Source organism: Mycobacterium sp. NGS15, assembly GCF_059813245.1.
This window is the reverse complement of the sequence record NZ_JCALEF010000007.1, coordinates 269,395-291,327: the sequence shown is the minus strand read 5'-3', so window position 1 is coordinate 291,327 and position 21,933 is coordinate 269,395. Positions and strand designations below refer to the sequence as shown.

The window sequence follows — 21,933 nt, the reverse complement described above, 5'->3', positions numbered from 1 at the left end:
TGATGAATCTTTTCTCGCGGCGTCACCGCGCCGCGAACCCAAGCGCGGCCAGCGTGGTGGTTACCTCGATGCTTGCACCCAGCACATCACCAGTGATGCCACCGAACCTGCGTACGCAGTGGCGTACCAGGAGCGCGCCGGCGGCCAGTGCCACCACCACGGCGACCGGCCCCTGCCATGGCCGACCGGGCTGTGCCAGGACGCCGACGGCCATCGCCGCAAGCACCCATATTCCCGCCAGCCACAGCGGCTGAGACCCTGCCACCCTGGCACCGAAGCCGCTATGCGCGGCAGCGGGTACCCCGCGACGGCATGCCACGACCGCGCCGACCCGCCCCACCGCGACCGCCAGCGCAATGGCCAGCCACTCCTGCCTGGAAACCAGCACGCCGAATGACAACGCCTGTGCCAGCAGGGCGATGACCACAGCCACCACCCCGAACGGGCCGGCTGAACCGTCGCGCATCACAGCCAGCGCGCGCTCGGACGGCCCGTAGCAGCCCAGGCCGTCGGTGGTGTCGGACAGTCCGTCGATGTGCAGTCCGCGCGTGGCGAGAATCAGCACCGTCACCGCTGCGAGCCCGGCCAGTGGCGCCATGTACGCGAAGTGCATGCCCCAGCCGACGACTGCGGCCAGCGCGCCCAGCGCGGCGCCGACCACCGGCAGCGCTCCCAACACCGGGCCCGAGAGCGTCCCGGCGAGCCGCGCGGGAACCGGTGCCACGGTGGCGAATTCAAAGGCTCCGCCGATGGGCCGGAGGAGTCGCAGCAGCCGGCTCACGCGGCTGGCCCGTCGATCCGGGCCTCGTCGAACGTCGCCATCTGGGCCAGGGTGCCCGCGGCGGCCTGCAATACGGGCAGTGCGACGAGCGCGCCGGAGCCTTCGCCCAGCCGCATCTGCAGATCCAGCACGGGATCCAGCCGGAGGCGTTGCAGAGCAAGGGAATGCGCGGGCTCGGTGGAACGATGGCCGGCGAGCCACCACTGACGTGCCCCCGGCGCCAGCTGCTCGGCCACCAGCGCTGCCGCGGTCACCACGAGCCCGTCGAGCAGCACGGGGGTGCGCCGCACCGCAGCCTGTGCCACGAATCCGGTGATTGCCGCCAGGTCGGCGCCGCCCGCTCGGCTAAGAAGTGCGATTGGGTCGGTGCGTACATCTTTGGTGCGGCGCAATGCATCGCGCACGGCGGCGGTCTTACGTGCCCAGCCCGCGTCGTCGACCCCGGTGCCGCGACCCACCACCGCCACCGGTTCGCTCGCGGTGAGCGCCGCCACCAGCACCGTCGCCGGTGTGGTGTTGCCGATGCCCATATCGCCCGCGATGAGCAGATCGGCTCCACCGTCGATCTCGGCGTCGGCCAGGGCGATCCCCGCGGCCAGCGCGGCACGGGCCTGCTCGATGGTGAGGGCGTCCTGCACCGCGATGTTGCCGCTGGAACGGCGAATCTTGTGGGCGGCAAGGGGTTCGGTCAGTGACGTGTCGGTGTCGACGGCAATGTCGACCACGCGCACACCCGCCCCGGCGAGCGCGGCCAGCACGTTGACCGCGGCCCCGCCCGCATCGATGTTCCGCACCATCTGTGCTGTCACCGATGGGGGATAGGCCGACACACCATCGGAGGCCACCCCGTGATCGCCGGCGAAGACCACCACCCTCGGCCGTTGGAATGTCCTAGGGGGGCACTGATTTTGGCAGGCCGATATCCAGATCGAGAGCTCCTCCAGCCGCCCCAGCGCACCCTCCGGCTTGGTGAGCTGCCGTTGCCGGTCGCGTGCGGCATCGGCGATATCCGGGTCGGGTGCCGAGACCGGGGCGAATCGCGGCGCCTCGCCGCTGGTCACGCCGTGGCTCCCTTGATCGCCAGCGGATGGCCGGCCACGACCAGTAGCACGCGTTGACAGCGCTGTGCCACCGCCTGATTCAGGGCTCCGAGCTGATCGGCGAACAGCCGCCCGGATGCGGTGGCGGGCACGATGGCCAACCCGACCTCCGGGCTCACGATCACCAGGTCGTTGGGGAAGACATCGATCGCATCGACCAGCGCGCCGATATCGGCGGTGACGACCTCACCGCCACGGTCCCACGCGCCGCGGCTGTCCAGCATCGCGGTCAGCCAACCCCCGAGATCATCGATGAGTGTCGGCACCGCATCACCCGTGCGCAGCTCATCCGCGATATCCGTGGTCTCGGCCGTGGTCCAGTGATCGGGGCGCCGAGACCGGTGTGCGGCAACTCTGTGCGCCCATGCCGTGTCCCCGCGGGCAGACGATCCGGTTGCCAGGTATCGCACGGGTCCTGCGGCGGGCAGCAGAGACTCCGCGAAATGCGACTTTCCTGAACGAATTCCGCCAAGAACCAGCGTGGTAGCCACTGAGGCTAGACCGGCTCGCCGCGGTTCACCCGGGGACGCGGTGCGCGCATCCTGCGCAGCTGCGATGCGCGGCTCGCCGCGTACCAGCCGAGTTTGAAGCCACCCTCGTCGGTGGCCGGGAAGCGTTCCGACACGCGCTTGTTCACGAGCCTGCCGACGAAGACTCCGTCCACGATCATGACGATCATGAGAACGAGCATCGCCGGGGTCATCCACATCTGAACCTGGACGGACGGCACCGCGAACATGGAGAAGATCAGGAACAGCGCCAGGGGCATGAACAGCCCCAGCACATTGCGCCGCGAGTCGACGATGTCGCGGGCGAATGCGCGCACCGGGCCCTTGTCCCGGGGCAGCAGATACGACTCGTCTCCGGCCATCATCTTTTCGCGACTGTCGGCCATCCGGGCGCGCCGCTCGGCGTTCTCGATCTTGCGTTCCGCACGCGACAGTTTCGGTCCGCGCAGGGACTTGCGACGCTGCCGGGCCTCGGCGCTGGTCAAGGGCGCCGGGGCGACGGGCCCACGACGCTTGCCGCTGTCCCGCTTGGGGGTGGGGCGGCCCTTCCCGGCCTGCGCCGGTGATGTGACGTCCGTCTCACCGGACGGTGACACGGACGCGTCCGCAGCGCCAACGGTGCCGTTTTCGGAGGTGGATTTCTTTCGGCCGAGCAGATTCACAACCCCAGATTATCCTGCGCGAATGAGTCAGATTCTGGTGGCGCCCGACAGCTTCGGAGACACCCTCACCGCCACCGAGGCGGCGACCGCCGTCGCGGACGGCTGGAGGCGGGCTCGTCCCGACGACATTCTCACCCTCAGCCCGCAATCCGATGGGGGCCCCGGCTTCGTCGACGTGCTGGCCGCGCAGCTGCCCTCGGCGCACCGGCAGGTGGTGCGTGTGCGCGGGCCTCTGGACGACGACGTCGACGCCGGGTGGCTGCTTGATGCAACGACCGCCTACATCGAATGCGCACAGGCCTGCGGACTGCCGCTGCTTCGGTGTGCGCCGTCCACCGATACCGCCTGGCGAGCCCACAGCACCGGGGTTGGGCAGCTGATCGGCGCGGCTCTCGATGGTGGCGCGACCCGGATCGTGGTCGGTCTGGGTGGCAGCAGCTGTACGGACGGGGGTGCCGGGCTCATCGAGGGGCTCGGTGGGATCGGCGAGGCCCGGCTGCGCCTGGCCACAACGGAATTGGTGGTGGCCAGCGATGTCGAGCATCCGCTGCTCGGCGCCAACGGTGCGGCGGCGGTGTTCGGCCCGCAGAAGGGAGCCGACCAGGACACCGTCACCCGCCTGGAGGCAAGGCTTACCGGGTGGGTCACCGAGTTGGAGGCCGGAACCGGTCGTTCCGTGCGCGATCTGGCCGGAGCGGGCGCCGCGGGCGGGATCGGGGCGGCGCTACTGGCCCTCGGCGGGCGTCGTGAATCGGGGGCGCGCATCGTCGCCGAGCACACTGGCCTCGATGCGGCGATCGCGCGGGCCGAGCTGGTGATCACCGGCGAAGGTAAGTTCGACGACCAAACCCTGCACGGCAAGGTGGCCGGCGCGGTGGCGAGCCGCGCCGCGACATCCGGCACCCGGGTGCTGGTGCTGGCCGGGCAGGTGGCGCTGACGGCCAGTGAGTACCGGCAGGCGGGTATCGCGCGGGCCGAATCGATCGTCCAGTTCGCCGGGTCGGTGCAGTTGGCCATGGAGGACGCCGCCGGCCAGCTGGCCGGCCTGACGGCACGGGTCGCACGCGACTGGTCACCTGGCTAGGGCGTAGATCGGCTAGGGCATAGATGTAGGAATAGCCGCAGACGAGGTACCGTTGAGGTCACTAGACGTTTCCGACACGGACGTCCACCCGAGAGCTTCGACGCAGGGGAGATCCCACATGACTGTCCAAGACGAATCGACCGCCACCACCACCGAAGAAACCCATGGGGCCGTCTTGACCGATGCTGCCGCCATCAAGGCCAAGGCGCTGCTGGACCAAGAAGGCCGTGACGACCTGTCGCTGCGCATCGCCGTCCAGCCCGGTGGCTGCGCGGGTTTGCGGTACCAGCTGTTCTTCGATGACCGCACTCTGGACGGAGACCTCGTCTCCGAGTTCGACGGTGTGAAGCTCACCGTGGACCGGATGAGCGCTCCGTACATCCAGGGTGCCTCGATCGACTTCGTCGACACCATCGAGAAGCAGGGCTTCACGATCGACAACCCGAACGCCACCGGCTCCTGCGCCTGCGGCGATTCCTTCAACTGATCAGAACGCGTTCCCGCCGCGCATGTATGCGGAGCAGACGTAGATCTTGTCCTCGTTGATCAGTAGCTCGGCCTGTCCCTGCGGGGCATCCTTCCGCTTCTGACTCGTCGCGGTGAACAACACCTTGAGTTGGTACTGGGAGAAGTAGACGACCTTGTCGATCGACTTCACCGTCGCCGTGCCGAATGTGGCCACGAACTGTTGGGCGTTGGCACGCACGATCGTGTCGTCGGTGTCCTTGTCCCGCACCGCGTCGTACAGGCCGCAGCCGGCGTTGCGCGCCAGCGTCTCGATGTCGAGCTTGGCCATCGCATCCAGGTAGCCCTGGATGGTCTGCTCGATCTTCGCCTCACTGGGCCGGTGGGATACCCCCGAATTGTTGGTCAGAAATCCGAGGAGCAGTGCCAGCACCACGAGCGCCGCTGCCACGGCGGTCGGTGCGAGCCACGCGGGCACCTTGCGCTTGCGCTCGGGGTAGTCGACCGGAGGCGGCATGGGCGGTAAACCAGGGTAGGGCACCGTCGAATAACCTGGTTCAGCCATTCGTCCAGGCTAGCAATCGGACCCAACTGCTCGAACAGTTACGTTAGGTAAGCTTCTGGGAGTTGTCTCTCGACGTGCCCAATCTGCCCGAATCCTACGAAGGGTCTCCCGCGTGTCCATCATCGTCACCGGATCCATTGCGACCGACCACCTCATGAGCTTCCCGGGGAAGTTCTCCGAACAGCTGTTGGTCGAGCATCTGCAGAAGGTGTCCCTCAGCTTTCTGGTGGACGATCTGGAAATTCGTCGCGGTGGTGTCGCAGGGAACATCGCGTTCGCCATCGGCGTGCTCGGTGGCAAGCCCGCACTGGTGGGTGCCGTGGGTGCGGACTTCGCCGAGTACCGATCCTGGCTTGAGGGCCATGGCGTGAACTGCGACGCCGTGTTGATCTCCGAGACCGCTCACACCGCGCGTTTCGTATGCACGACGGATCAGGACATGGCACAGATCGCGTCCTTCTACCCGGGTGCCATGTCCGAAGCCCGCGACATCTCGCTTGCCGACGTCGTATCGCGCATCGGGACACCGGAATTGGTGATCGTCGGGGCCAACGACCCCGACGCCATGTTCCGGCACACCGAGGAATGTCGCAGCCTGGGGTTGCCGTTCGCAGCCGACCCGTCGCAGCAGCTGGCCCGGCTCTCCGGCGAGCAGGCACGTGAACTCGTCGGTGGCGCCACATACCTCTTTACCAATGACTATGAGTGGGATCTGCTGCTGTCCAAGACCGGGTGGACCGAGGCAGACGTGCGCGAGCGCGTCGAGCTGCGGGTCACCACCCTTGGCCCCAACGGCGTCGAGATCGTCGAGAAGGACGGCACGTCCCTCAAGGTGGGCGTGGTCCCGGAGAAGGGACAGGTCGACCCGACCGGTGTCGGCGACGCGTGGCGTGCCGGATTCCTCACCGGTCGTAGCGCCGGCCTGAACCTGGAGCGTTCGGCACAGTTGGGATCGCTTGTGGCAACGCTAGTTCTGGAGACTGTCGGCACCCAGGAATGGGTATGGGAGCGCGACGATGCGCGGGCTCGCCTTGCCGATGCGTACGGCCAGGAAGCTGCCGACGAGATCGGTGCCGCTCTCTAGAGCTGCACCGGGTAGTGCGGCTCCTGGATGTTCGGCCGCACCGACTGCTCCACGAAGATCGCATGCCACAGCATGAAGATCAGCACCGTCCACAGCCTGCGGCTGTGATCGCTGACTCCGGCGGTGTGCTCGGTGAGCATCCGGCCGACGGCCGGCACATCGATCAGGTGTCCAGCCTGCGTGGTCGCCAGCATCTCGCGTGCCCAATCGTGCAGTAGCCCGTCGACGAACCAGTGTCGGATGGGCACGGGGAAACCGAGTTTGGTCCGGTGTAGAACATGCGCCGGCACAATGGGTTCCAGTGCCTTGCGCAGCGCGTACTTGGTCGTCTCGCGCGTGATCTTCTCGCGGTACGGCAGCTGCGAGGCCACCTTGAACACCTCGGGGTCAAGGAATGGCACCCGCAGTTCCAGCGAGTTCGCCATCGTCATCTTGTCGGCCTTGACCAGAATGTCGCCGCGCAGCCAGGTGAACAGATCCACATACTGCATGCGCGCCACCGGATCCCAGCCGGCACAGCGCTCGTAGAGGGCCGCGGTGACGTCCTGGTGGCCCCACTCCGGGCGATAGTGGGGGAGCACCGCGCGCAGCTGTTCGTCGTCGAAGCTGCGAGCGTTCCCGTAGTAGCGCTGTTCCAGTGTCATCGACCCGCGTTGCAGCAGGCTCTTGCCGCGCACGCCATCCGGAATCGCGGCGGACAGCCGCGCCGCGCCACGTCGCAGCGCGGCGGGTAGGTATTCGAAAGGCTTGAGTGACAAGGGCTCCCGGTAGATGGTGTATCCGCCGAAGAGTTCGTCGGCACCCTCGCCGGAGAGCACCACCTTGACGTGCTTACGGGCCTCCCGGGCCACGAAGAACAAGGGCACCAGGGACGGGTCCGCCACCGGATCGTCCAGGTACCAGACGATCTCGGGCAGTGCGGAAACGAACTCCTCCTGGCTGACCACCTTGACGACATGCCGGGCGCCGATCGCCTTGGCTGACTCCACCGCCACGTCGACCTCGGAATAGCCTTGCCGCTCAAAGCCAGTCGTGAAGGTGATGAGTTTCGGGTTGTGCCGGATCGCCAGCGCGGCGATGGCCGTCGAATCGATACCACCGGACAGGAACGATCCCACCGTGACGTCGGCCCGCATGTGCTTGGCCACGGAATCGGAGAGCACCTCGGTGATCTCGTCGTACCGGGACTGGCGGGTCGCGCGGGTGAACGGCGTCACGGTGAACCGGGCCGGGAAGTAGCGCGTGACGCGTGGTTCCTGGCCGGGGGCGATGCGGGCGTACGAACCGGACTCCAGGCGACGGATCTCGGTGTGCAGGCTCTCGGGCTCCGGAACGTACTGCAACGTCGTGTAGTGCTGCAGTGCCCGTAGGTCCAGCTCGGTGTTGATGCCGAGCTGTTCCACCAGATCTAGCAGGCATTTCTTCTCACTGCCCAGTGCGGTGCCACCCGGGCCGGTCGCCATGAACAGCGGTTTGATGCCGAAAGGATCTCGTGCGCAGAACAGCTCGCGTTCGACCGTGTCCCAGATCGCAAAGGCGAACATGCCGCGCAGCCGGTGCAGCGCATCCGGACCCCAGAAGTGATAGGCCGCCAGGATCGCCTCGCCGTCGCCTTCGGTGGCGAAAACCGCGCCGTAATCGGACCGGAGCGCTTCCCTCAGCTCCAAGTAGTTGTAGATCTCGCCGTTGAAGACCAGCACGTAGCGGTCGGGCGCCTCCGATGGGCCCCAACGCAGTGGCTGATGTGAATGCGCGATGTCGATGATCGAGAGCCGGTTGAAGCCGAAGAGCACATTCTCCTGGTGCCAGATGCCCGGTTCATCGGGCCCGCGATGGCGCATATGCACCATCGCCGCGTCCACCGCAGGGCTATGAGATTCGAGGGACGAACCGGGCGGTCCCAGCCACGCCACCAGTCCACACACCCGGCCAAGTATGCAGCATCGGGGGGCCTGGCCCAGGACCTAGGTCCCGACACCGGCCCCGTCGCGGCCCTGATGCGACCGCGTGGTCTACGCTGCGTAGTATTCGATTGCTGCCACTGGTCAGCGATGGATTCTGTACCGAAACAGGAGGCTTAAAACGTGACGTCACGGTCCGGCTCACGGCCGTCCCTGCTGGCCACTGTGGTGCTGTTGGGCGCGGCGAGCTTCCTGCTCAGCGGTTGTAGCGTCCAAGAAGTGCTGCGGTTCGGGTGGCCCGAGGGCATCACCCCGGAGGCCCACGACTACATGGCCCCGTTGTGGACCTGGGCGGTCGTCGCCTCGCTGGTCGTCGGCGTCATCGTGTGGGGCCTTACCTTCTGGACCGTCGCGTTCCACCGGCACAAGCCGGGCGACACCGAGTTCCCGCGCCAGTTCGGATACAACCTGCCGCTGGAGCTGATCCTGACGGTGGTGCCCTTCCTGATCATCGCGGTGCTCTTTTACTTCACCGTCGTGGTGCAGAACAAGGTCATGCACAAGGACCCGAACCCCGAGGTCGTCGTCGATGTGACCGCCTTCCAGTGGAACTGGAAGTTCGGCTACCAGAAGGTCGCGTTCAAGGACGGCAGCCTCAACTACGAGGGCGCCGATCCGGAGCGCAAGAAGGCCATGAGCTCCAAGCCCGAGGGCAAGGACGCGCACGGCAAGGAGATCGTCGGCCCGGTGCGCGGCCTGAACCGTGAGGACCGCACCTACCTGAACTTCGACAAGATCGAGACCGTCGGAACCTCTGCGGAGATCCCGGTGCTGGTACTGCCCAGCGGCAAGAGCGTCGAGTTCCAGCTGGCCTCGGCCGATGTCATCCACTCGTTCCGGGTGGTCCCGTTCTTGTTCACACGCGACGTGATGCCCGAGCCCAAGGCCAATAACTCCGACAATGTCTTCCAGGTCAGCAAGATCTTGAAGGAAGGCGCATTCGTGGGCCGCTGCGTCGAGATGTGCGGCACCTACCACTCGATGATGGCCTTCGAGCTGCGTGTGGTGAGCCCCAATGACTTCAAGTTCTATCTGGAAGCGCGCAAGGCGGGGAAGACCAACGCCGAGGCGCTGGCGTCGATCGGACAGTCGCCGGTCTCGATTACCACCAGGCCGTTCGACGGCCGCCGCGGCGAGCTCGCGCCGGCGGATAACAACGCGGCGAAGAACTAGGCAGCGGGAAAGGTAGGAGCGCAGCATGCATATCGAAGCCCGACTCTTCGAAATCCTCACCGGATTCTTCGCCTTGGCCACCGTGGTCTACGCGGTGCTCACCGCCATGTACGCCAACGGCGGTGTGGAGTGGGCGGGGACCACCGCCATGGTGATGACCACAGGTTTGTCGCTGATCATCTCGACGTTCTTCCGCTTCGTGGCCCGGCGTCTGGACACCCGGCCCGAGGATTACGAGGACGCCGAGGTCGCCGACGGCGCCGGAGAACTGGGCTTCTACAGCCCGCACAGCTGGTGGCCGATCATGATCGCGCTGGCCGCCGCCACCACCGCTGTAGGTGTGGCGCTGTGGCTGCCGTGGCTGATTGCCGCCGGTGCGGTATTCGTGCTCAGCGCGGTGGCCGGGCTGGTCTTCGAATACCACGTCGGACCGGAGAAGCACTAGCTCATCTCGCGTTTCGCCCCGCGTCTCACGGCAGCGCTCTTACTTTGCGGCGAGACTTCCGTGGCTGGTGTGACGTCTCCGTGTGCACTCTCACGTTTTCGATAACAATCCGGTGGTCAGTTTGGTTTTTACGGCCCTCGGGTTTCGTCGCCCCGGACCGCTTTGGCTATCGTTGCCATGGCCCCTCAGGCAGGTGGCCCGCCGGGGAGCGGGAAGTGACGAAAAGGAACTTGTGTAGATGAGTGGGACGGACAACCCAGGGTCGGGGACTCCCGGGGAAGTTCCGGATCTGGATGGTCCGAATGCGGACGCCGCGGCTGCTGACTCTTCCGGGGCGGATTCTGCCGCGTTTCATTCTCAGGCGTATTCGGCACCCGAATCCGAGCAATTCACCAGTCCGTACGTGCCGTACGACGAATACGACACCCAGCTGGTCGACGGCGAGGAGCCGCCTCCGCCGCGGTGGCCGTGGGTCGTCGGGGTGGCGGCGATCATCGCCGCGATCACTCTGGTCGCCTCCGTCGCGCTGCTGGTAGCTGGGCGCTCAGACGAGACGACCGGTGCTGCCAAGAGCACCTCGGTCACGCCGACCCCGAGCACGACGCCGTGGAACGAGATCATCACGACCACCACGGAGCCGCCTCCACCTCCGCCCCCGCCGCCCACCACCGAACCTCCGCCTCCTCCACCACCTCCGCCGCCGGTGACCGAGACGGTGACAGTGGAACCGCCGCCGCCTCCTCCTCCGCCGGTGACGACGCATGAGGCCCCGCCGCCGGTGACGACCACCACGACACCGCCGCCTCCGCCGCCGACGACCACGACTCCGGCCGGGCCGCGACAGATCACGTACTCGGTGACGGGTTCGAAGGCTCCTCTCGATCGCATCTCGATCACCTGGACCGACGGCTCCGGGCGCACACGGGTGAACCCGAACGTGTACATCCCGTGGTCGATCACCGTCACCCCGATCTCGAACTCCGAGATCGGTTCGGTATCGGCGAGCAGCTTCCTGCGCTTGAGCCAGCTCAATTGCACGATCACCACCAGCGATGGCCAGGTTCTGTCCGCCAACAACAACAATTCGGCGCAGGCAACCTGCTGATGCCAGCAGGTCGATGGGCCAAGCCACTGGAGGCACTTGCCGGTCCGGTGCGGCGATCCTCGCCGGAGTCCGTCGACCGGATGCTGATCGGGTTGTGTGCCGTGATCTGGCTGGCGTTTGTCGGGATGCTGGTCGGCGCCATTGTCGTGATGACCGGAATGGGGGAGAGCTCGGAGGGGTCCGGTGGCACCTCTTTGGGGATCTACATCGTCATCGGGGTGTCGCTGGCCGTCATCATCGGCGCCGTGCCGCTGCTTTTGCGCGCCCGCAAAACGGCGGCCCGGCGTCCGTCGCGTGGTGCATCGAAAGCCGCGCCTAAATCCAAGGGCGCCAGTGCCTCCGGCGCGGGCAGCGTGCCGTCGGGTCCGCCTCCGGCGGAAGCCTCGACCGAGAAGCTCAAGACGTTCGGCGGTCTCGTGGACCCCGTGAGCCACGTTCCGAAGGACTACACGGGCCCCGGATCGCCGGCGTATCGGGCCGCCGCCGAGTCGGCGTCGAAGTCGGCAGCGGTCGACCGGCTGTGGCTGCGGGCCACGGTGGGGATCGCCGGTGCGATCGGTCTGGCACTGCTTGCTGTGGTCACGGGTACCTATCTGCTGGCGGTGGAAAGCGAGACCGCCGCCCTTGTCGCGTTTGTGCTCGGCGGAGTGATCACCTGCGCGATGGGGGCAATTCCGTGGCTGACGCTCAAGAAGCTGCGTGAGCTCGGCGCGTCAGGGTCGCCGGATACGCATTAGTTCGACCGCTAGAAGTCGGCGATCCCGGCGCGGGCAACGACTTTCGTGATGGTGGCCCGCACGAGTGATTCTTCCGGAACCGCGTTGCGGCGGCCGAAATCCTCGGCCAGCGCGGCTCCCATGTAGCGTCCACCGATCCTGGTCGCCCATTCGAGCATCTCGTCGAGATCGTCGGTCAGCCGCGCCTCCGCCGAGAACTGGACGTAGGAGTACGGCGGTCGCTGGTCGTCGACCGCCAGTGAGATGCGCGGGTCTCGCCGAATGGCCTTGCCCTTCAAGGTTTCCGTACCCGTCGTGAAGATCAGCTCGTCGCCGTCGGAGCCCTCGTGGAGCAGGAACCACACCGGCGTCACGATGGGTGCGCCGTTGGCCCGGACCAGGCCGAGCATTCCGGTGCGGGTGCCCTCGGTAGCGAAGGCCCACCATTGCTCGCGAGTCATCTCCTGCATACAGCCAGGGTAAAACATTGGGCCCCGCACGCTTTCGCGTGCGGGGCCCAATCGTCGATCTGACTTCTAGTGGCCGTGGCCGTTCGTCGACGGCTCGCCGTCCTGGTACTCCTTGAGAGCGAGCAGCGACTTGTGATGCGCCTCGTGTTCGGCCTCCACCAGTGCGGCTTGCTCGTCGGCGGGGTCGGCGAACAGGAACGAGCCGGTGCCGGGTGCGCCGGCCGATCCGAGCTTGTTCATGCGCTGAGGTACCGCCGCGCCCTGGTATTCCAGCGGGATGGCGTGGCCGTGCTCGTCGACTCCGGCCAGCGGCTGGTGGATCTCGATGTATTCGCCGTGCGGCAGCCGTTTGATGATGCCGGTCTCGATGCCGTGTTCCAGGACTGCGCGGTCGCTGCGTTGCAGGCCGATGGCCCACCGGTAGGCGAGGTAGTACACGATGGCCGGCAGGATGAGCGCGCCGATGCGGCCGATCCATGTTGTCGCGTTCAGCGAGATGTGGAACTTCAGCGCGATGATGTCGTTCATGCACATCAGCGTGAAGAGCATGTACAGCGAGATCGCCGCCGCTCCAATGGCCGTGCGTACCGGAGCATCACGCGGACGCTGCAGCAGGTTGTGATGGGCATCGTCGCCGGTGAGCTTCTTCTCGATGAACGGGTACATCACGAGCAAGCCGAACACCACACCCATACCGACGGCCACCCATACCGCCTGGGGAATGGTGTGGCCAAATGGGTAGATCTCCCAGGCCGGGATGATGCGCAGGAGCCCGTCGGTCCACATCATGTAGAAGTCGGGCTGGCTACCTGCAGAGATCTGCGAGGGCTTGTAGGGGCCCAGTACCCAGATCGGGTTGATCTGCAGCAGACCACTCATCAGCGCCAGGATGGCCGTGGTGAAGGCGAAGAACGCTCCGCCCTTGAGGGCGAACACCGGGAGGATGCGCACGCCGACCACGTTCTTTTCGGTGGCGCCCGGACCGGGGAACTGGGTGTGCTTCTGGTACCAGACCAGCGCCAGGTGCACGCCGATGAGGGCCAGGATGATCGCGGGGATCAGCAGGATGTGCATGGCGTAAAGACGGGGTATCAGGATCCCGCCCGGGAAGTCGCCGCCGAACAGCGCCCAGTGCATCCAGGTCCCGATAACCGGAAGACCCATGGTGATGCCGGAAAGCGCCGCGCGGATACCGGTGCCGGAGAGCAGGTCGTCGGGCAGCGAGTACCCGAAGAATCCTTCGAACATCGCCAGGATGAATAGCAGCGAGCCGATCACCCAGTTGGCCTCGCGGGGCCGCCGGAATGCGCCGGTGAAGAAGATGCGCGCCATGTGCACCATGATCGAGGCCGCGAACATCAGCGCCGCCCAGTGGTGGATCTGTCGCACGAAGAGGCCACCGCGCACCTCGAAGCTGATGTTCAGGGTGGTTTCGTAGGCCTTGGACATCTGCACACCGCGCAGCGGCTGGTAGACGCCGTTGTAGGTGACTTCCGACATGGATGGGTCGAAGAACAGCGTCAGGTACACACCCGAGAGCAGCAGGATGATGAAGCTGTACAGCGCGATCTCACCGAGCATGAACGACCAGTGCGTGGGGAAGACCTTGTTGATCTGCCGCTTCATCCCGGCGGCGAGGTGATACCGAGAGTCCATCGCCTCAGCTTGCTTGGCTGCGCGTGACGGCTTTTGGGCTGTTTCGCTCATGATTTGCGCTCCCAGAATGCGGGTCCGACGGGCTCGACGAAGTCGCCGTTGGCGACGAGGTATCCGTCCTTGTCGACGGTGATGGGCAGCTGTGCCAGTGCACGGGCGGCCGGCCCGAAGATGGGCTTAGCGAAGTGCAGTGCGTCGAACTGCGACTGGTGGCACGGGCACAGGATCCGGTAGGTCTGCTGCTCAAACAGTGACGTGGGGCAACCGAGGTGCGAGCAGATCTTGGTGAACGCGAACAGATCACCGTAGTTGAAATTCTCTTGTCCCTTGCGCTTGACCACTTTGGGCATGTCGGTCGGGCGCACTCGGATCAGCATCACGGGGTTACGGATGCCCATCTGGATCTCCGCCAGCTTCTCGTGCGATTCGACGGTGGTGCCGTCACCATCGGACTCACGCCACGGGAACACGGTCTCCATGCCACCGGCGTCGATGTCCTCGGGACGGACCTTGAGCAGCAAATTGGAGCTGCTGCCTACGGCTCGGCCCAGGTAGATGGTCTCGCCGTGGTAGCGCGGTGTCCATCCACTGGTGAGCAGCACCGGCTGCTTGCCGTTGGCGGTGGGAACCACACGCGCCCAGGGATTTTTGATCATGCCGCCGATGAAGGCGACGGCGGTGCCGGCCCCCATGGCGCCGACACCGAAGCCCAGTGCCCGCACGATCATCTTGCGGCGGGGGAGCGTCGAGGTCTCCAGGGTGTCCTGTAGCTGCGCGACGATGGTTTTGCGATCTACCTCGGACGATCCCGGGCCGTCGTGGCGATCCTGGATCGAGATTTCCTGAGGGATGAACTTCTTGGTGTACAGCACCGCGCCGATACCCAGCGACAGCACCGACAGACCCAGTGTCAGGCCGTACAGCGGGGTCGCGAGGTTGTACGCCGCATTACCCGGATCGCCGAACGGCTTGTACTCCCAGGGCCAAAACAGGAATACCCCGAGCAGGGCCAGGCCGAACACGCCGCCGAGGGCGAACCACAGCGCGATAAGACGCTCGGCGCGCTTCTCGGCCTTGGTGCCCTCAACGGGCCAGCGCGGTTCGCGGTAGACGATCTCGACACCGTCGAGGTTGGTGCCGAGCTTGACCAGCTCATCACGGCTCATGGCCGCGAGCTGCTCGTCGCCGGGAATCTCTACTTTGGGATCGCCACTCACGCGCGCGCTCCAATCCACAGTGCCGCGGCAATGGCGGCGACGATGCCGATGATCCAGATGGCCATGCCCTCGGAGGTCGGTCCGAAGCCGCCGAGCCCGTACCCGCCGGGGTCCGGTGTTTCACTTGAGGCGCGGACGTAGGCGACGATGTCCTTCTTCTCGTCGAGGGTCAGCTGCCGATCCGAGAACTTGGGCATGTTCTGCGGGCCGGTCAGCATGGCGGTGTAGATCTGCTGCTCATTGGCCGGATCGAGTTCGGGAGCGAACTTGCCCGACGAGAGGGCCCCGCCGCGGCCGGTGAAGTTGTGGCAGGACGCGCAGTTCAACCGGAACAGGTCACCGCCGCGGGCGACGTTATTGCCGCGCAACGACTCTTGCGCAATCGCGCCGTCGCCGTCACGGATGACCTGGGGTCCGCCGCCGTTGGCCTGGATGTACGCACCGAGGGCGTCGGTCTGCTCCTCGTCGAAGATCGGATCCTTGCGCTGGGCCTGAGCCTCGTTGCGCATGGCCGGCATCCGGCCGGTGGAGACCTGGAAGTAGACGGCCGCGTCGCCCACGCCGATGAGGCTAGGGCCACGGTCGGGCACACCCTGCAGGTTGGCGCCGTGGCAGGTGATGCACGAGGTCTCATACAGCTGCTTGCCGGTGCGCAGCAGCGCCGACTTGTCTTCGTCGGCCACCGCGACCTGCGGGGTGGGCGTGAAGGTAGAGGCCAGGCCGCCGGCCACCACCAGCGCTATCAGCAGCAGCAAACCTGCCGAGATACGACGGCGGAACTTGCGGCGCGCGCGAGTCTTGGCGGCTGTGTTGTTTACGGGCTCCACGCTCAACTGTGGCGCTCCCTTCACCGAGTTGGGCTGGTTCATCGGACGAAGTAGATGGTGGCGAACAATGCGATCCACACGATGTCGACGAAGTGCCAGTAGTAGGACACGACGATCGCGGAGGTTGCCTGGGCTGGTGTGAACTTGCTCATCCGGGTGCGAACCAGCAGATAGATGAAGGCGACAAGGCCACCGATAACGTGTAGACCGTGGAAGCCGGTGGCCAAGTAGAAAGTTGAGCCGTAGGCGCTGCCGGCGATGGTGGTGCCCTCGTGCACGAGGTTGATGTACTCGTAGCCCTGGCCGAGGACGAAGAAGGTGCCCATGATGAGCGTGATGATGTACCAGCGGCGCAGCCCGAAGACATCGCCGCGTTCTGCGGCGAACACACCCATCTGACAGGTGAAGGACGAGGCGACGAGCACTGCGGTGACGGGGATGGCAAGACCAAGGTTCAGCTCGGTGGGCTCCGGCGGCCAGTTACCACCGGACTGGGCCCGGGCGGTGAAGTAGAACGCGAAGAGTCCAGCAAAGAACATCAACTCACTGGAAAGCCACACAATGGTGCCAACACTCACCATGTTGGGCCGGTTCAGTGAATGAACCCGCTGGGTAATGGCGGTTCCCGCCGGCGATCCTGGGGCTGCTGCGGTCGTCACGCCGTAAGTATGACGCTTTGTAGTTGTCGAGAGCCACCCGGGTCCGACATTGATTTGTGACCGACTCCCCACAACCTGTGTGGCCTCTGACGAGAGTGGTGCCGACGGTCCATGCCCCGGCGTGTCGCACCGTGCCCGGAAGGCATTTGGTCCTTTGTTGTCCGCGTTGTGTCCATGGGACCATTTGCGGCGTGCCCGAACATTCCTGGCCCCTGGTATTGGGGGAGCTGACCAACCGTCGCGATCTGTCGGCGGGTCAGGCGGCCTGGGCCATGGACCAGATTATGACCGGCATCGCCACCCCCGCCCAGATCGCGGCCTTCGGGGTGGCGATGCGGATGAAGCGCCCGACCTCCGATGAAGTCGGGGAGCTGGCCGACACCATGCTCTCGCACGCGATCGGATTTCCCTCGGGCGAACGAATCGGCGCTAACGCCGTGGACATCGTCGGTACTGGGGGCGATGGCGCGAATACGGTAAACCTCTCCACCATGGCCTCCATCGTGGTGGCGGCGTGCGGGGTGCCGGTGGTCAAGCATGGCAACCGGGCCGCGTCCTCGCTGGCCGGTGGCGCCGACACGCTGGAGGCGCTGGGGGTACGCATCGACCTGGGGCCCGAGCAGGTGACGCGCAGTCTCGCCGAGGTGGGAATCGGATTCTGTTTCGCACCACATTTTCACCCGTCGTACCGGCACGCCTCCGCGGTGCGCCGCGAGATCGGTGTCCCCACCGTATTCAATTTGCTTGGGCCGCTTACGAATCCCGCCCACCCGCGGGCCGGTCTGATCGGCTGTGCGTTCGCGGACCTGGCCGAGGTGACGGCGGGGGTCTTCGCCGGACGTGGGTCCAGCGTGTTGGTCGTCCACGGTGACGACGGGCTCGATGAGCTGACCACCACCACAACCAGCACTATCTGGCGGGTTCAGGCGGGCACCGTCGACAAGCTGCGGTTCGATCCGGCGGCGTTCGGTTTCGCGCGTGCCCGGCTGGACGAGCTGGTAGGCGGTGATCCGGAGTTCAATGCCGCCGAGGTCCGGGCGGTCCTGGCCGGCGGAACGGGGGCTGTTCGCGACGCGGTGGTGCTCAACGCTGCGGGCGCCATGGTGGCGCATGCCGGGCTGGCCAGCGATGCACAATGGCTGCCGGCCTGGGAGAATGCGCTCGCGCGGGTGTCCAGCACGATCGATTCGGGGGCAGCGGCCGCGCTGCTGGATCGGTGGATCGTCGTCAGCCAACGGCTTGGGACGGAGCAGGACGCCCGGGCCTGATCAGCTCGGCCATCCCCCAGTCATCCCGGTGGACGGCGTGTGCGATGCGTGCGCTGCGTGCCGTCGCTGCCCAATCCCGCAGGAGTCCTGAACATCCCGTCGGCTCGGCGTAGCCGTCTGTCGAGGACACGATGCGTACACCGGGTTCGGCCAGCCAGCGGGTGATCAGCCCGGTCTCCTCGGGTGCGGCCCCGCTGAACGGTTCGGGGGTCGGCAGTACCACTTGGGCCGACACCGAGGCGGCCGCCACCACCGGCATGGGAGGGACACCCCGGCGGGCCACCGCGGCACCGGCCAGCTGACCATGCCGCATCACGGCGATATGCCATCCGCCGTCACCGTCTGGGCGTGCGGCGATCAGCTCCTCGATGCGCGAGAGGGCGTGCAGGCGGTGCTGGCGGGCCAGTGTCTCGATGAGAGTGGCTGTCGCATCGCGTTGTCGCGCAGCGCTTTCGTACCGCCGCAGACCGCCCAGGCTGGTCACTTTGTCGCACATGGCGTGCAGCGGTTGCCCGTCGGTGCCGGCCAGAACCGAGAGGGCCGGGCTGAGGGAGTCCCGGTATTCACGTGCGTCCGCCCCGACAGGGGCGGGGCAGGGAGAGGCGGTGTCGTGCGGGTAGGACTGGCCGTTGCAGACGGGGCCGTGCCGGCCGTTGGCGCCGATGCGTGTGGCGCATGTGCGCACGCCGGTGAACCGGGCGAGCGCCAGCGCGGCGGTCGCGGCGTCGCCGCGTGCGCGAAAGGGACCGAGCATGGGGCGCCCGCTTGTGGTCCGGACCACGGCAAAACGGGGGAATGGCTCCTCGGTGAGCACCACCCACCACCAGCGGTGTGGGAATCGCGACTTCCTGTTGTACGGCGGTGCGTGCGCACCCAACAGCCGCAGCTCGCGCACCGCCGCCTCCAGGGGGTGTGCACAGGTCACGTGGTCCACCGCGGTGGCGATGGTGACCATCTCTCGCATTCGGCCGCGCGGGTCTGCACCGGTGAAGTACTGCTGCACGCGGCGGTGCAGGTTGACCGCGGTGCCCACGTACAGCACCTCGCCGGACGGCCCACGGAACAGGTAAACGCCCGGGGTATAAGGCATCCCGTCGGCCAGAGAGCGTTTGTCGCGCAACGCGTTGGGCACGTGCGTGCGGTACCGTCGCAGCTCTCCCATGGTGTCGATGCCCTGGTTGCCGACCCGGCCGATCAGCGCATGCAGCACATCGACAGTGGCCCGGGCGTCATCAAGTGCCCGGTGATTCGGGGTAGTAGATGCGCCGAGCAGCTGAGCCAGCGCGCCCAGACTGACCCGCGGCGCCTCATCGCGCGACAACACCCGGCGGGCCAGCCGGACCGTGCACAGCACCGTGGGCTGTGGCCAGTCGATGCCGCATTGCCGCGCGGCTGCCTTGAGAAATCCGATATCGAAGCCGGCGTTATGGGCGACCAGTACTGCGCCGCGTGCGAATTCGAGAAATATCGGAAGCACCTGTTCTATCGGTGGTGCGTTCACCAGCATCGCCGAGGTGATGCCGGTGAGACGGACGATCTGTGGCGGCAGCGATCGTTTCGGATCTACCAGCGTGGCCAGCTCCCCGAGCACCTCGCCGCCCCGCACCTTCACCGCGCCGATCTCGGTGATCGCATCGTTGTGCGCGCTGCCCCCGGTCGTCTCCAGGTCCACCACGACAAAGGTGGTGTCACGCAGGGCTTGTGCCGACGACCCCGACAAGGAGTGCACCTCGTCGAAGGTCAGTTGCGTCATGTCGTGACCGTAGAACTCAGGACCGACAGATCGGGCTCACGCCACGGGGGTGCAGATCAGGGCGAGCGCATCGTTGGTGGTGTCGACGCCGCCGGCGCCGATCTTCTCCTCGAGCCGGGACCGCAAGACGCTGCGCGCGGAGACATCGAGCGTGAGGTGATTGGAGTAGGTGAAGACCATGTCCAGGTACGCCTGTGTGGAGAAATGTCGCCGCTCCAGGAAATGGGAGTGCCGCACGTGAAACCCCGATCTCTCGATGATCGGCGAGACGGTGTCCTCGGTGCTGATGGAGGGGCGCCTCGTGGTGTCCAGGTAATCGGTGTAGACGGTGTCGAGCTCGGTCTGGGTCGGTCTGGTGGGCACAATCCGGTTCCACACCAGAGCGAGGCGGCCACCGGGGCGGAGCATTGCCGACACCTTTGGTAGTGCGGCGGCGGGCTCCACCCAGTGGAAGGACTGAGCGAAAAGCACCAGATCGAATGTTCGGCCCGTCGGCTGCCAGTCCTCGAACGTGGCGACCTCGACGGCGATGCCCTTGCCCGCCGCCACCTGTGCCATCCGCGCGTCCGGTTCGACGGCCAGCACCTCGGCGCCGGCCGCGGCCAGCTGTGCGGTGGCGATTCCGGTGCCTGCGCCCACATCCAGGGCGCGCATCGGCCCGCCGGACACCAGCTCGTCGATCAGCGGCCGCGGATAGCGGGGGCGATGACGGTCATAGGCGTCGGCGGAGTCTCCAAACGACTCAGCCCGGCGGCGGTCGGTATGTGCTGGTTGCGGCTGCTCCGTCATACCGCCAGCGTGCCAGGGACCGCCTGGTTGTCGGTGGGCGCGGTTACCGTCCGCCTGAACCCGAAAGAACGACTCATGGGAGAGGAGGAGCCATGCTCATCGATTGCGACGATTGCGCGATGCGTGGCCCGGGATGCGGTGACTGCGTGGTCAGCGTGCTGTTGGGGGTGCCCCAGACGCTCGCCGACGACGAACGCGCCGCGCTGGCCGTGCTGGCCGAGGCAGGGATGGCACCCAGGCTGCGTCTGGTGCCGATTCAGCGCACGTACGACACGCCTGATTCGGCGAAGACGCCCGATGCGGGAGTCGCATAGGGCACACTCGAAAGAGGTACACGATGGCCCGCCCCGGGAACGGGGAGGAGAACTGACGTTTACGCGACACTGACGTCGTTCCACACTCCGGTGGACAATGTCGATGCCATTTCGTAACCTGTCTGAGACCTATCGGCGCCGTAGTTCGTGGCGATCAAATTGCAGTAAAGGGATGTAGTCAGTGAGTGTCGGGCGTCTTCTTCGAAATCACTCGGATCGATCGACGCCCTCTCCTCTTCGTCGTGTCATGCTCGCGATGACTGCTGCCGCCCTGGTCGGCGGGGTATTTGCGGGTGGTCAGACCGCGGCCGCCGACCCCAACAACGATGCCGTCAAGAAGCTCAACGAGCTGTCCCGCCAGGCCGAGGCGACGTCCGAGGCAGCTAACTCGGCGAAGATCGATCTCGACGCCAAACTGTCGGCTCAGCGCGATGCCGAAAAGGCAGTCCTCGCCGATGAGGCCGTTGCGAAGGCCGCACGCATGGCGGTGTCCACGTACCAAGTCGACGTCAACAAGGCAATGGTCGCCGCCTACATGGGTGGTAACACCAGTGGTTATGGCGCCGTGCTGACGTCAAACTCGCCGCAGAACCTGATTGATCAGCTGTCGGTGCAGCGCACGGTGGGAAGCGAGATGCGTGGCCGGATGGACAGCTATCGCGCTGCGCAGTCCTCGGCAGACGAGGCCGAGCAGCGGTCTCGTGACGCCGCCGAGCAGGCCCGGGTGGCCGCCGAGCAGGCCAAGAACGTACGTGCTTCGCTGCAGGCCAAGCAGAGTCAGCTGCAGGTGCAGATCGCAGTCGTCAAATCGCAGTACAACACGTTGAGCCCCGGCCAGCGGGCACAGTTGCTGGCACCGGCGCCCGTGCCCCCGCCGCCCGCCGGCGAGCCGGGCCAGGCCCCGGACGAGCCGCTGATGCAGGCCGCCGCCGCGGCACCCGCGCCGGAAGCCGCCATCGGCGGTGGAGGTTCCGCTGTCGGTGCGAACGCCGTCGCGGCGGCATTGACCCGGATCGGTGCGCCGTACTCGTGGGGCGGTTCTGGCCCCAACGCCTTCGACTGCTCGGGTCTGGTGATGTGGGCCTACGGTCAGCAGGGTGTGTCACTGCCGCACTCCAGCCAGGCGCTCGCACGTGGCGGTACACCCGTCGCATTGAGCGATCTGCAGCCAGGCGATGTCATCAATTTCTACGGGGACGCCTCGCACACGGGCATCTACGTCGGCAACGGCATGATGGTGCACGCCTCCACCTATGGTGTTCCGGTCGCGGTCGCGCCGATCACGTCATCCGGCCCGATCTATAACGCGCGCCGCTACTGAGCCGCGGGC

At 66.3% G+C, this 21,933-nt stretch carries 23 protein-coding genes; 10 read left to right on the top strand and 13 right to left on the bottom strand.

Annotated elements, in window-relative coordinates; genetic code table 11:
• Window positions 1-22: 22 nt before the first annotated feature.
• The 4 genes from AC5Y5C_RS22245 to AC5Y5C_RS22230 are packed head-to-tail and all read right to left on the bottom strand — an operon-like array spanning window position 23 to window position 3,052.
• Window positions 23-781 (bottom strand): adenosylcobinamide-GDP ribazoletransferase, encoded by a 759-nt coding sequence (locus AC5Y5C_RS22245; RefSeq protein ID WP_499976530.1) that lies wholly within the window; start codon window positions 779-781, stop codon window positions 23-25.
• Window positions 778-1,842, bottom strand: coding sequence for a nicotinate-nucleotide--dimethylbenzimidazole phosphoribosyltransferase (gene cobT, locus AC5Y5C_RS22240; protein WP_499976529.1), 1,065 nt, complete (start codon window positions 1,840-1,842; stop codon window positions 778-780). The genes AC5Y5C_RS22245 and cobT overlap by 4 nt, the downstream gene beginning before the upstream one ends.
• Complete coding sequence (locus tag AC5Y5C_RS22235) at window positions 1,839-2,372, bottom strand: bifunctional adenosylcobinamide kinase/adenosylcobinamide-phosphate guanylyltransferase (protein ID WP_499976527.1); 534 nt, start codon at window positions 2,370-2,372, stop codon at window positions 1,839-1,841. Before AC5Y5C_RS22235 ends, cobT begins: the two co-directional genes overlap by 4 nt.
• Before the next feature lie 5 nt (window positions 2,373-2,377).
• Window positions 2,378-3,052, bottom strand: a complete 675-nt coding sequence (locus AC5Y5C_RS22230) for a DUF3043 domain-containing protein (protein WP_499976526.1) — start codon at window positions 3,050-3,052, stop codon at window positions 2,378-2,380.
• Window positions 3,053-3,074: 22 nt separating this feature from the next.
• Here AC5Y5C_RS22230 and AC5Y5C_RS22225 point away from each other — a divergent pair, with 22 nt between their 5' ends.
• Together AC5Y5C_RS22225 and AC5Y5C_RS22220 are read left to right on the top strand one after the other, a co-directional pair.
• Window positions 3,075-4,136, top strand: coding sequence for a glycerate kinase family protein (locus AC5Y5C_RS22225; protein WP_499976524.1), 1,062 nt, complete (start codon window positions 3,075-3,077; stop codon window positions 4,134-4,136).
• Window positions 4,137-4,254: 118 nt separating this feature from the next.
• A complete protein-coding gene (locus AC5Y5C_RS22220; RefSeq protein ID WP_499976522.1) occupies window positions 4,255-4,623 on the top strand; it encodes a HesB/IscA family protein in 369 nt (122 codons plus the stop codon).
• Here AC5Y5C_RS22220 and AC5Y5C_RS22215 read toward each other — a convergent pair whose 3' ends face one another.
• Window positions 4,624-5,166, bottom strand: a complete 543-nt coding sequence (locus AC5Y5C_RS22215; protein WP_499976520.1) for an Rv0361 family membrane protein — start codon at window positions 5,164-5,166, stop codon at window positions 4,624-4,626.
• 112 nt (window positions 5,167-5,278) lie between these two features.
• Here AC5Y5C_RS22215 and AC5Y5C_RS22210 point away from each other — a divergent pair, with 112 nt between their 5' ends.
• A complete protein-coding gene (locus AC5Y5C_RS22210; protein ID WP_499976518.1) occupies window positions 5,279-6,250 on the top strand; it encodes a carbohydrate kinase family protein in 972 nt (323 codons plus the stop codon).
• On the opposite strand, the gene asnB is transcribed toward AC5Y5C_RS22210, so the two are convergent.
• Window positions 6,247-8,175, bottom strand: a complete 1,929-nt coding sequence (gene asnB, locus AC5Y5C_RS22205) for an asparagine synthase (glutamine-hydrolyzing) (RefSeq protein ID WP_499976517.1) — start codon at window positions 8,173-8,175, stop codon at window positions 6,247-6,249. The genes AC5Y5C_RS22210 and asnB overlap by 4 nt on opposite strands.
• Window positions 8,176-8,334: 159 nt before the next feature.
• Between asnB and ctaC the strand changes: the two genes are divergently transcribed.
• The 4 genes from ctaC (at window position 8,335) to AC5Y5C_RS22185 (ending at window position 11,671) form a co-directional block, all read left to right on the top strand.
• Window positions 8,335-9,384: an aa3-type cytochrome oxidase subunit II gene (ctaC, locus tag AC5Y5C_RS22200; RefSeq protein ID WP_499976515.1), complete on the top strand. Its 1,050-nt coding sequence runs from the start codon at window positions 8,335-8,337 to the stop codon at window positions 9,382-9,384.
• 25 nt (window positions 9,385-9,409) lie between these two features.
• Window positions 9,410-9,829 (top strand): cytochrome c oxidase subunit 4, encoded by a 420-nt coding sequence (locus tag AC5Y5C_RS22195; RefSeq protein WP_499976513.1) that lies wholly within the window; start codon window positions 9,410-9,412, stop codon window positions 9,827-9,829.
• Window positions 9,830-10,067: 238 nt separating this feature from the next.
• Complete coding sequence (locus AC5Y5C_RS22190; RefSeq protein ID WP_499976511.1) at window positions 10,068-10,934, top strand: hypothetical protein; 867 nt, start codon at window positions 10,068-10,070, stop codon at window positions 10,932-10,934.
• Window positions 10,934-11,671, top strand: a complete 738-nt coding sequence (locus tag AC5Y5C_RS22185) for a DUF2561 family protein (RefSeq protein ID WP_499976509.1) — start codon at window positions 10,934-10,936, stop codon at window positions 11,669-11,671. Before AC5Y5C_RS22190 ends, AC5Y5C_RS22185 begins: the two co-directional genes overlap by 1 nt.
• An 8-nt stretch (window positions 11,672-11,679) precedes the next feature.
• On the opposite strand, the gene AC5Y5C_RS22180 is transcribed toward AC5Y5C_RS22185, so the two are convergent.
• The 5 genes from AC5Y5C_RS22180 to ctaE form a co-directional block, all read right to left on the bottom strand.
• The gene (locus AC5Y5C_RS22180; RefSeq protein ID WP_499976507.1) at window positions 11,680-12,120 is read right to left on the bottom strand and encodes a PPOX class F420-dependent oxidoreductase; all 441 of its coding nucleotides are present in this window, start codon (window positions 12,118-12,120) and stop codon (window positions 11,680-11,682) included.
• A 66-nt stretch (window positions 12,121-12,186) separates the two neighbouring features.
• Window positions 12,187-13,827: a cytochrome bc1 complex cytochrome b subunit gene (qcrB, locus tag AC5Y5C_RS22175; RefSeq protein ID WP_499976506.1), complete on the bottom strand. Its 1,641-nt coding sequence runs from the start codon at window positions 13,825-13,827 to the stop codon at window positions 12,187-12,189.
• Window positions 13,824-15,011: a cytochrome bc1 complex Rieske iron-sulfur subunit gene (qcrA, locus tag AC5Y5C_RS22170; RefSeq protein WP_499976505.1), complete on the bottom strand. Its 1,188-nt coding sequence runs from the start codon at window positions 15,009-15,011 to the stop codon at window positions 13,824-13,826. Before qcrA ends, qcrB begins: the two co-directional genes overlap by 4 nt.
• The gene (gene qcrC / locus AC5Y5C_RS22165) at window positions 14,990-15,862 is read right to left on the bottom strand and encodes a cytochrome bc1 complex diheme cytochrome c subunit (protein ID WP_499976503.1); all 873 of its coding nucleotides are present in this window, start codon (window positions 15,860-15,862) and stop codon (window positions 14,990-14,992) included. The genes qcrA and qcrC overlap by 22 nt, the downstream gene beginning before the upstream one ends.
• Window positions 15,859-16,401: an aa3-type cytochrome oxidase subunit III gene (ctaE, locus tag AC5Y5C_RS22160; RefSeq protein WP_499976773.1), complete on the bottom strand. Its 543-nt coding sequence runs from the start codon at window positions 16,399-16,401 to the stop codon at window positions 15,859-15,861. Before ctaE ends, qcrC begins: the two co-directional genes overlap by 4 nt.
• 269 nt (window positions 16,402-16,670) lie before the next feature.
• On the opposite strand from ctaE, the gene trpD reads away from it, so the two are divergent.
• Window positions 16,671-17,747, top strand: a complete 1,077-nt coding sequence (gene trpD / locus AC5Y5C_RS22155; protein ID WP_499976502.1) for an anthranilate phosphoribosyltransferase — start codon at window positions 16,671-16,673, stop codon at window positions 17,745-17,747.
• On the opposite strand, the gene AC5Y5C_RS22150 is transcribed toward trpD, so the two are convergent.
• A complete protein-coding gene (locus AC5Y5C_RS22150; protein ID WP_499976501.1) occupies window positions 17,707-19,500 on the bottom strand; it encodes a DEDD exonuclease domain-containing protein in 1,794 nt (597 codons plus the stop codon). The genes trpD and AC5Y5C_RS22150 overlap by 41 nt on opposite strands.
• Window positions 19,501-19,536: 36 nt before the next feature.
• Window positions 19,537-20,289, bottom strand: a complete 753-nt coding sequence (locus AC5Y5C_RS22145; RefSeq protein WP_499976500.1) for a class I SAM-dependent methyltransferase — start codon at window positions 20,287-20,289, stop codon at window positions 19,537-19,539.
• 92 nt (window positions 20,290-20,381) lie between these two features.
• Between AC5Y5C_RS22145 and AC5Y5C_RS22140 the strand changes: the two genes are divergently transcribed.
• Both AC5Y5C_RS22140 and ripC read left to right on the top strand, forming a co-directional pair.
• Window positions 20,382-20,603 carry a hypothetical protein gene (locus AC5Y5C_RS22140; RefSeq protein WP_046253397.1) on the top strand — a complete coding sequence of 74 codons (222 nt, stop codon included), beginning with the start codon at window positions 20,382-20,384 and terminating at the stop codon, window positions 20,601-20,603.
• Between the two features lie 181 nt (window positions 20,604-20,784).
• Entirely contained in the window at window positions 20,785-21,924 is a 1,140-nt protein-coding gene (gene ripC / locus AC5Y5C_RS22135; RefSeq protein WP_499976498.1) for a peptidoglycan hydrolase RipC, read from the top strand.
• The last annotated feature ends 9 nt before the right edge of the window (window positions 21,925-21,933 follow it).

Excerpts from the sequence above, each read along its gene's own strand:
- AC5Y5C_RS22215 (WP_499976520.1), bottom strand. The coding sequence starts at position 5,166 with ATGGCTGAACCAGGTTATTCGACGGTGCCCTACCCTGGTTTACCGCCC.
- AC5Y5C_RS22145 (WP_499976500.1), bottom strand. The coding sequence starts at position 20,289 with ATGACGGAGCAGCCGCAACCAGCACATACCGACCGCCGCCGGGCTGAG.
- AC5Y5C_RS22190 (WP_499976511.1), top strand. The coding sequence starts at position 10,068 with ATGAGTGGGACGGACAACCCAGGGTCGGGGACTCCCGGGGAAGTTCCG.
- AC5Y5C_RS22150 (WP_499976501.1), bottom strand. The coding sequence starts at position 19,500 with ATGACGCAACTGACCTTCGACGAGGTGCACTCCTTGTCGGGGTCGTCG.
- qcrC (WP_499976503.1), bottom strand. The coding sequence starts at position 15,862 with ATGAACCAGCCCAACTCGGTGAAGGGAGCGCCACAGTTGAGCGTGGAG.
- qcrB (WP_499976506.1), bottom strand. The coding sequence starts at position 13,827 with ATGAGCGAAACAGCCCAAAAGCCGTCACGCGCAGCCAAGCAAGCTGAG.
- ctaE (WP_499976773.1), bottom strand. The coding sequence starts at position 16,401 with ATGGTGAGTGTTGGCACCATTGTGTGGCTTTCCAGTGAGTTGATGTTC.
- AC5Y5C_RS22180 (WP_499976507.1), bottom strand. The coding sequence starts at position 12,120 with ATGCAGGAGATGACTCGCGAGCAATGGTGGGCCTTCGCTACCGAGGGC.
- AC5Y5C_RS22185 (WP_499976509.1), top strand. The coding sequence starts at position 10,934 with ATGCCAGCAGGTCGATGGGCCAAGCCACTGGAGGCACTTGCCGGTCCG.
- AC5Y5C_RS22225 (WP_499976524.1), top strand. The coding sequence starts at position 3,075 with ATGAGTCAGATTCTGGTGGCGCCCGACAGCTTCGGAGACACCCTCACC.
- AC5Y5C_RS22140 (WP_046253397.1), top strand. The coding sequence starts at position 20,382 with ATGCTCATCGATTGCGACGATTGCGCGATGCGTGGCCCGGGATGCGGT.
- AC5Y5C_RS22195 (WP_499976513.1), top strand. The coding sequence starts at position 9,410 with ATGCATATCGAAGCCCGACTCTTCGAAATCCTCACCGGATTCTTCGCC.
- AC5Y5C_RS22220 (WP_499976522.1), top strand. The coding sequence starts at position 4,255 with ATGACTGTCCAAGACGAATCGACCGCCACCACCACCGAAGAAACCCAT.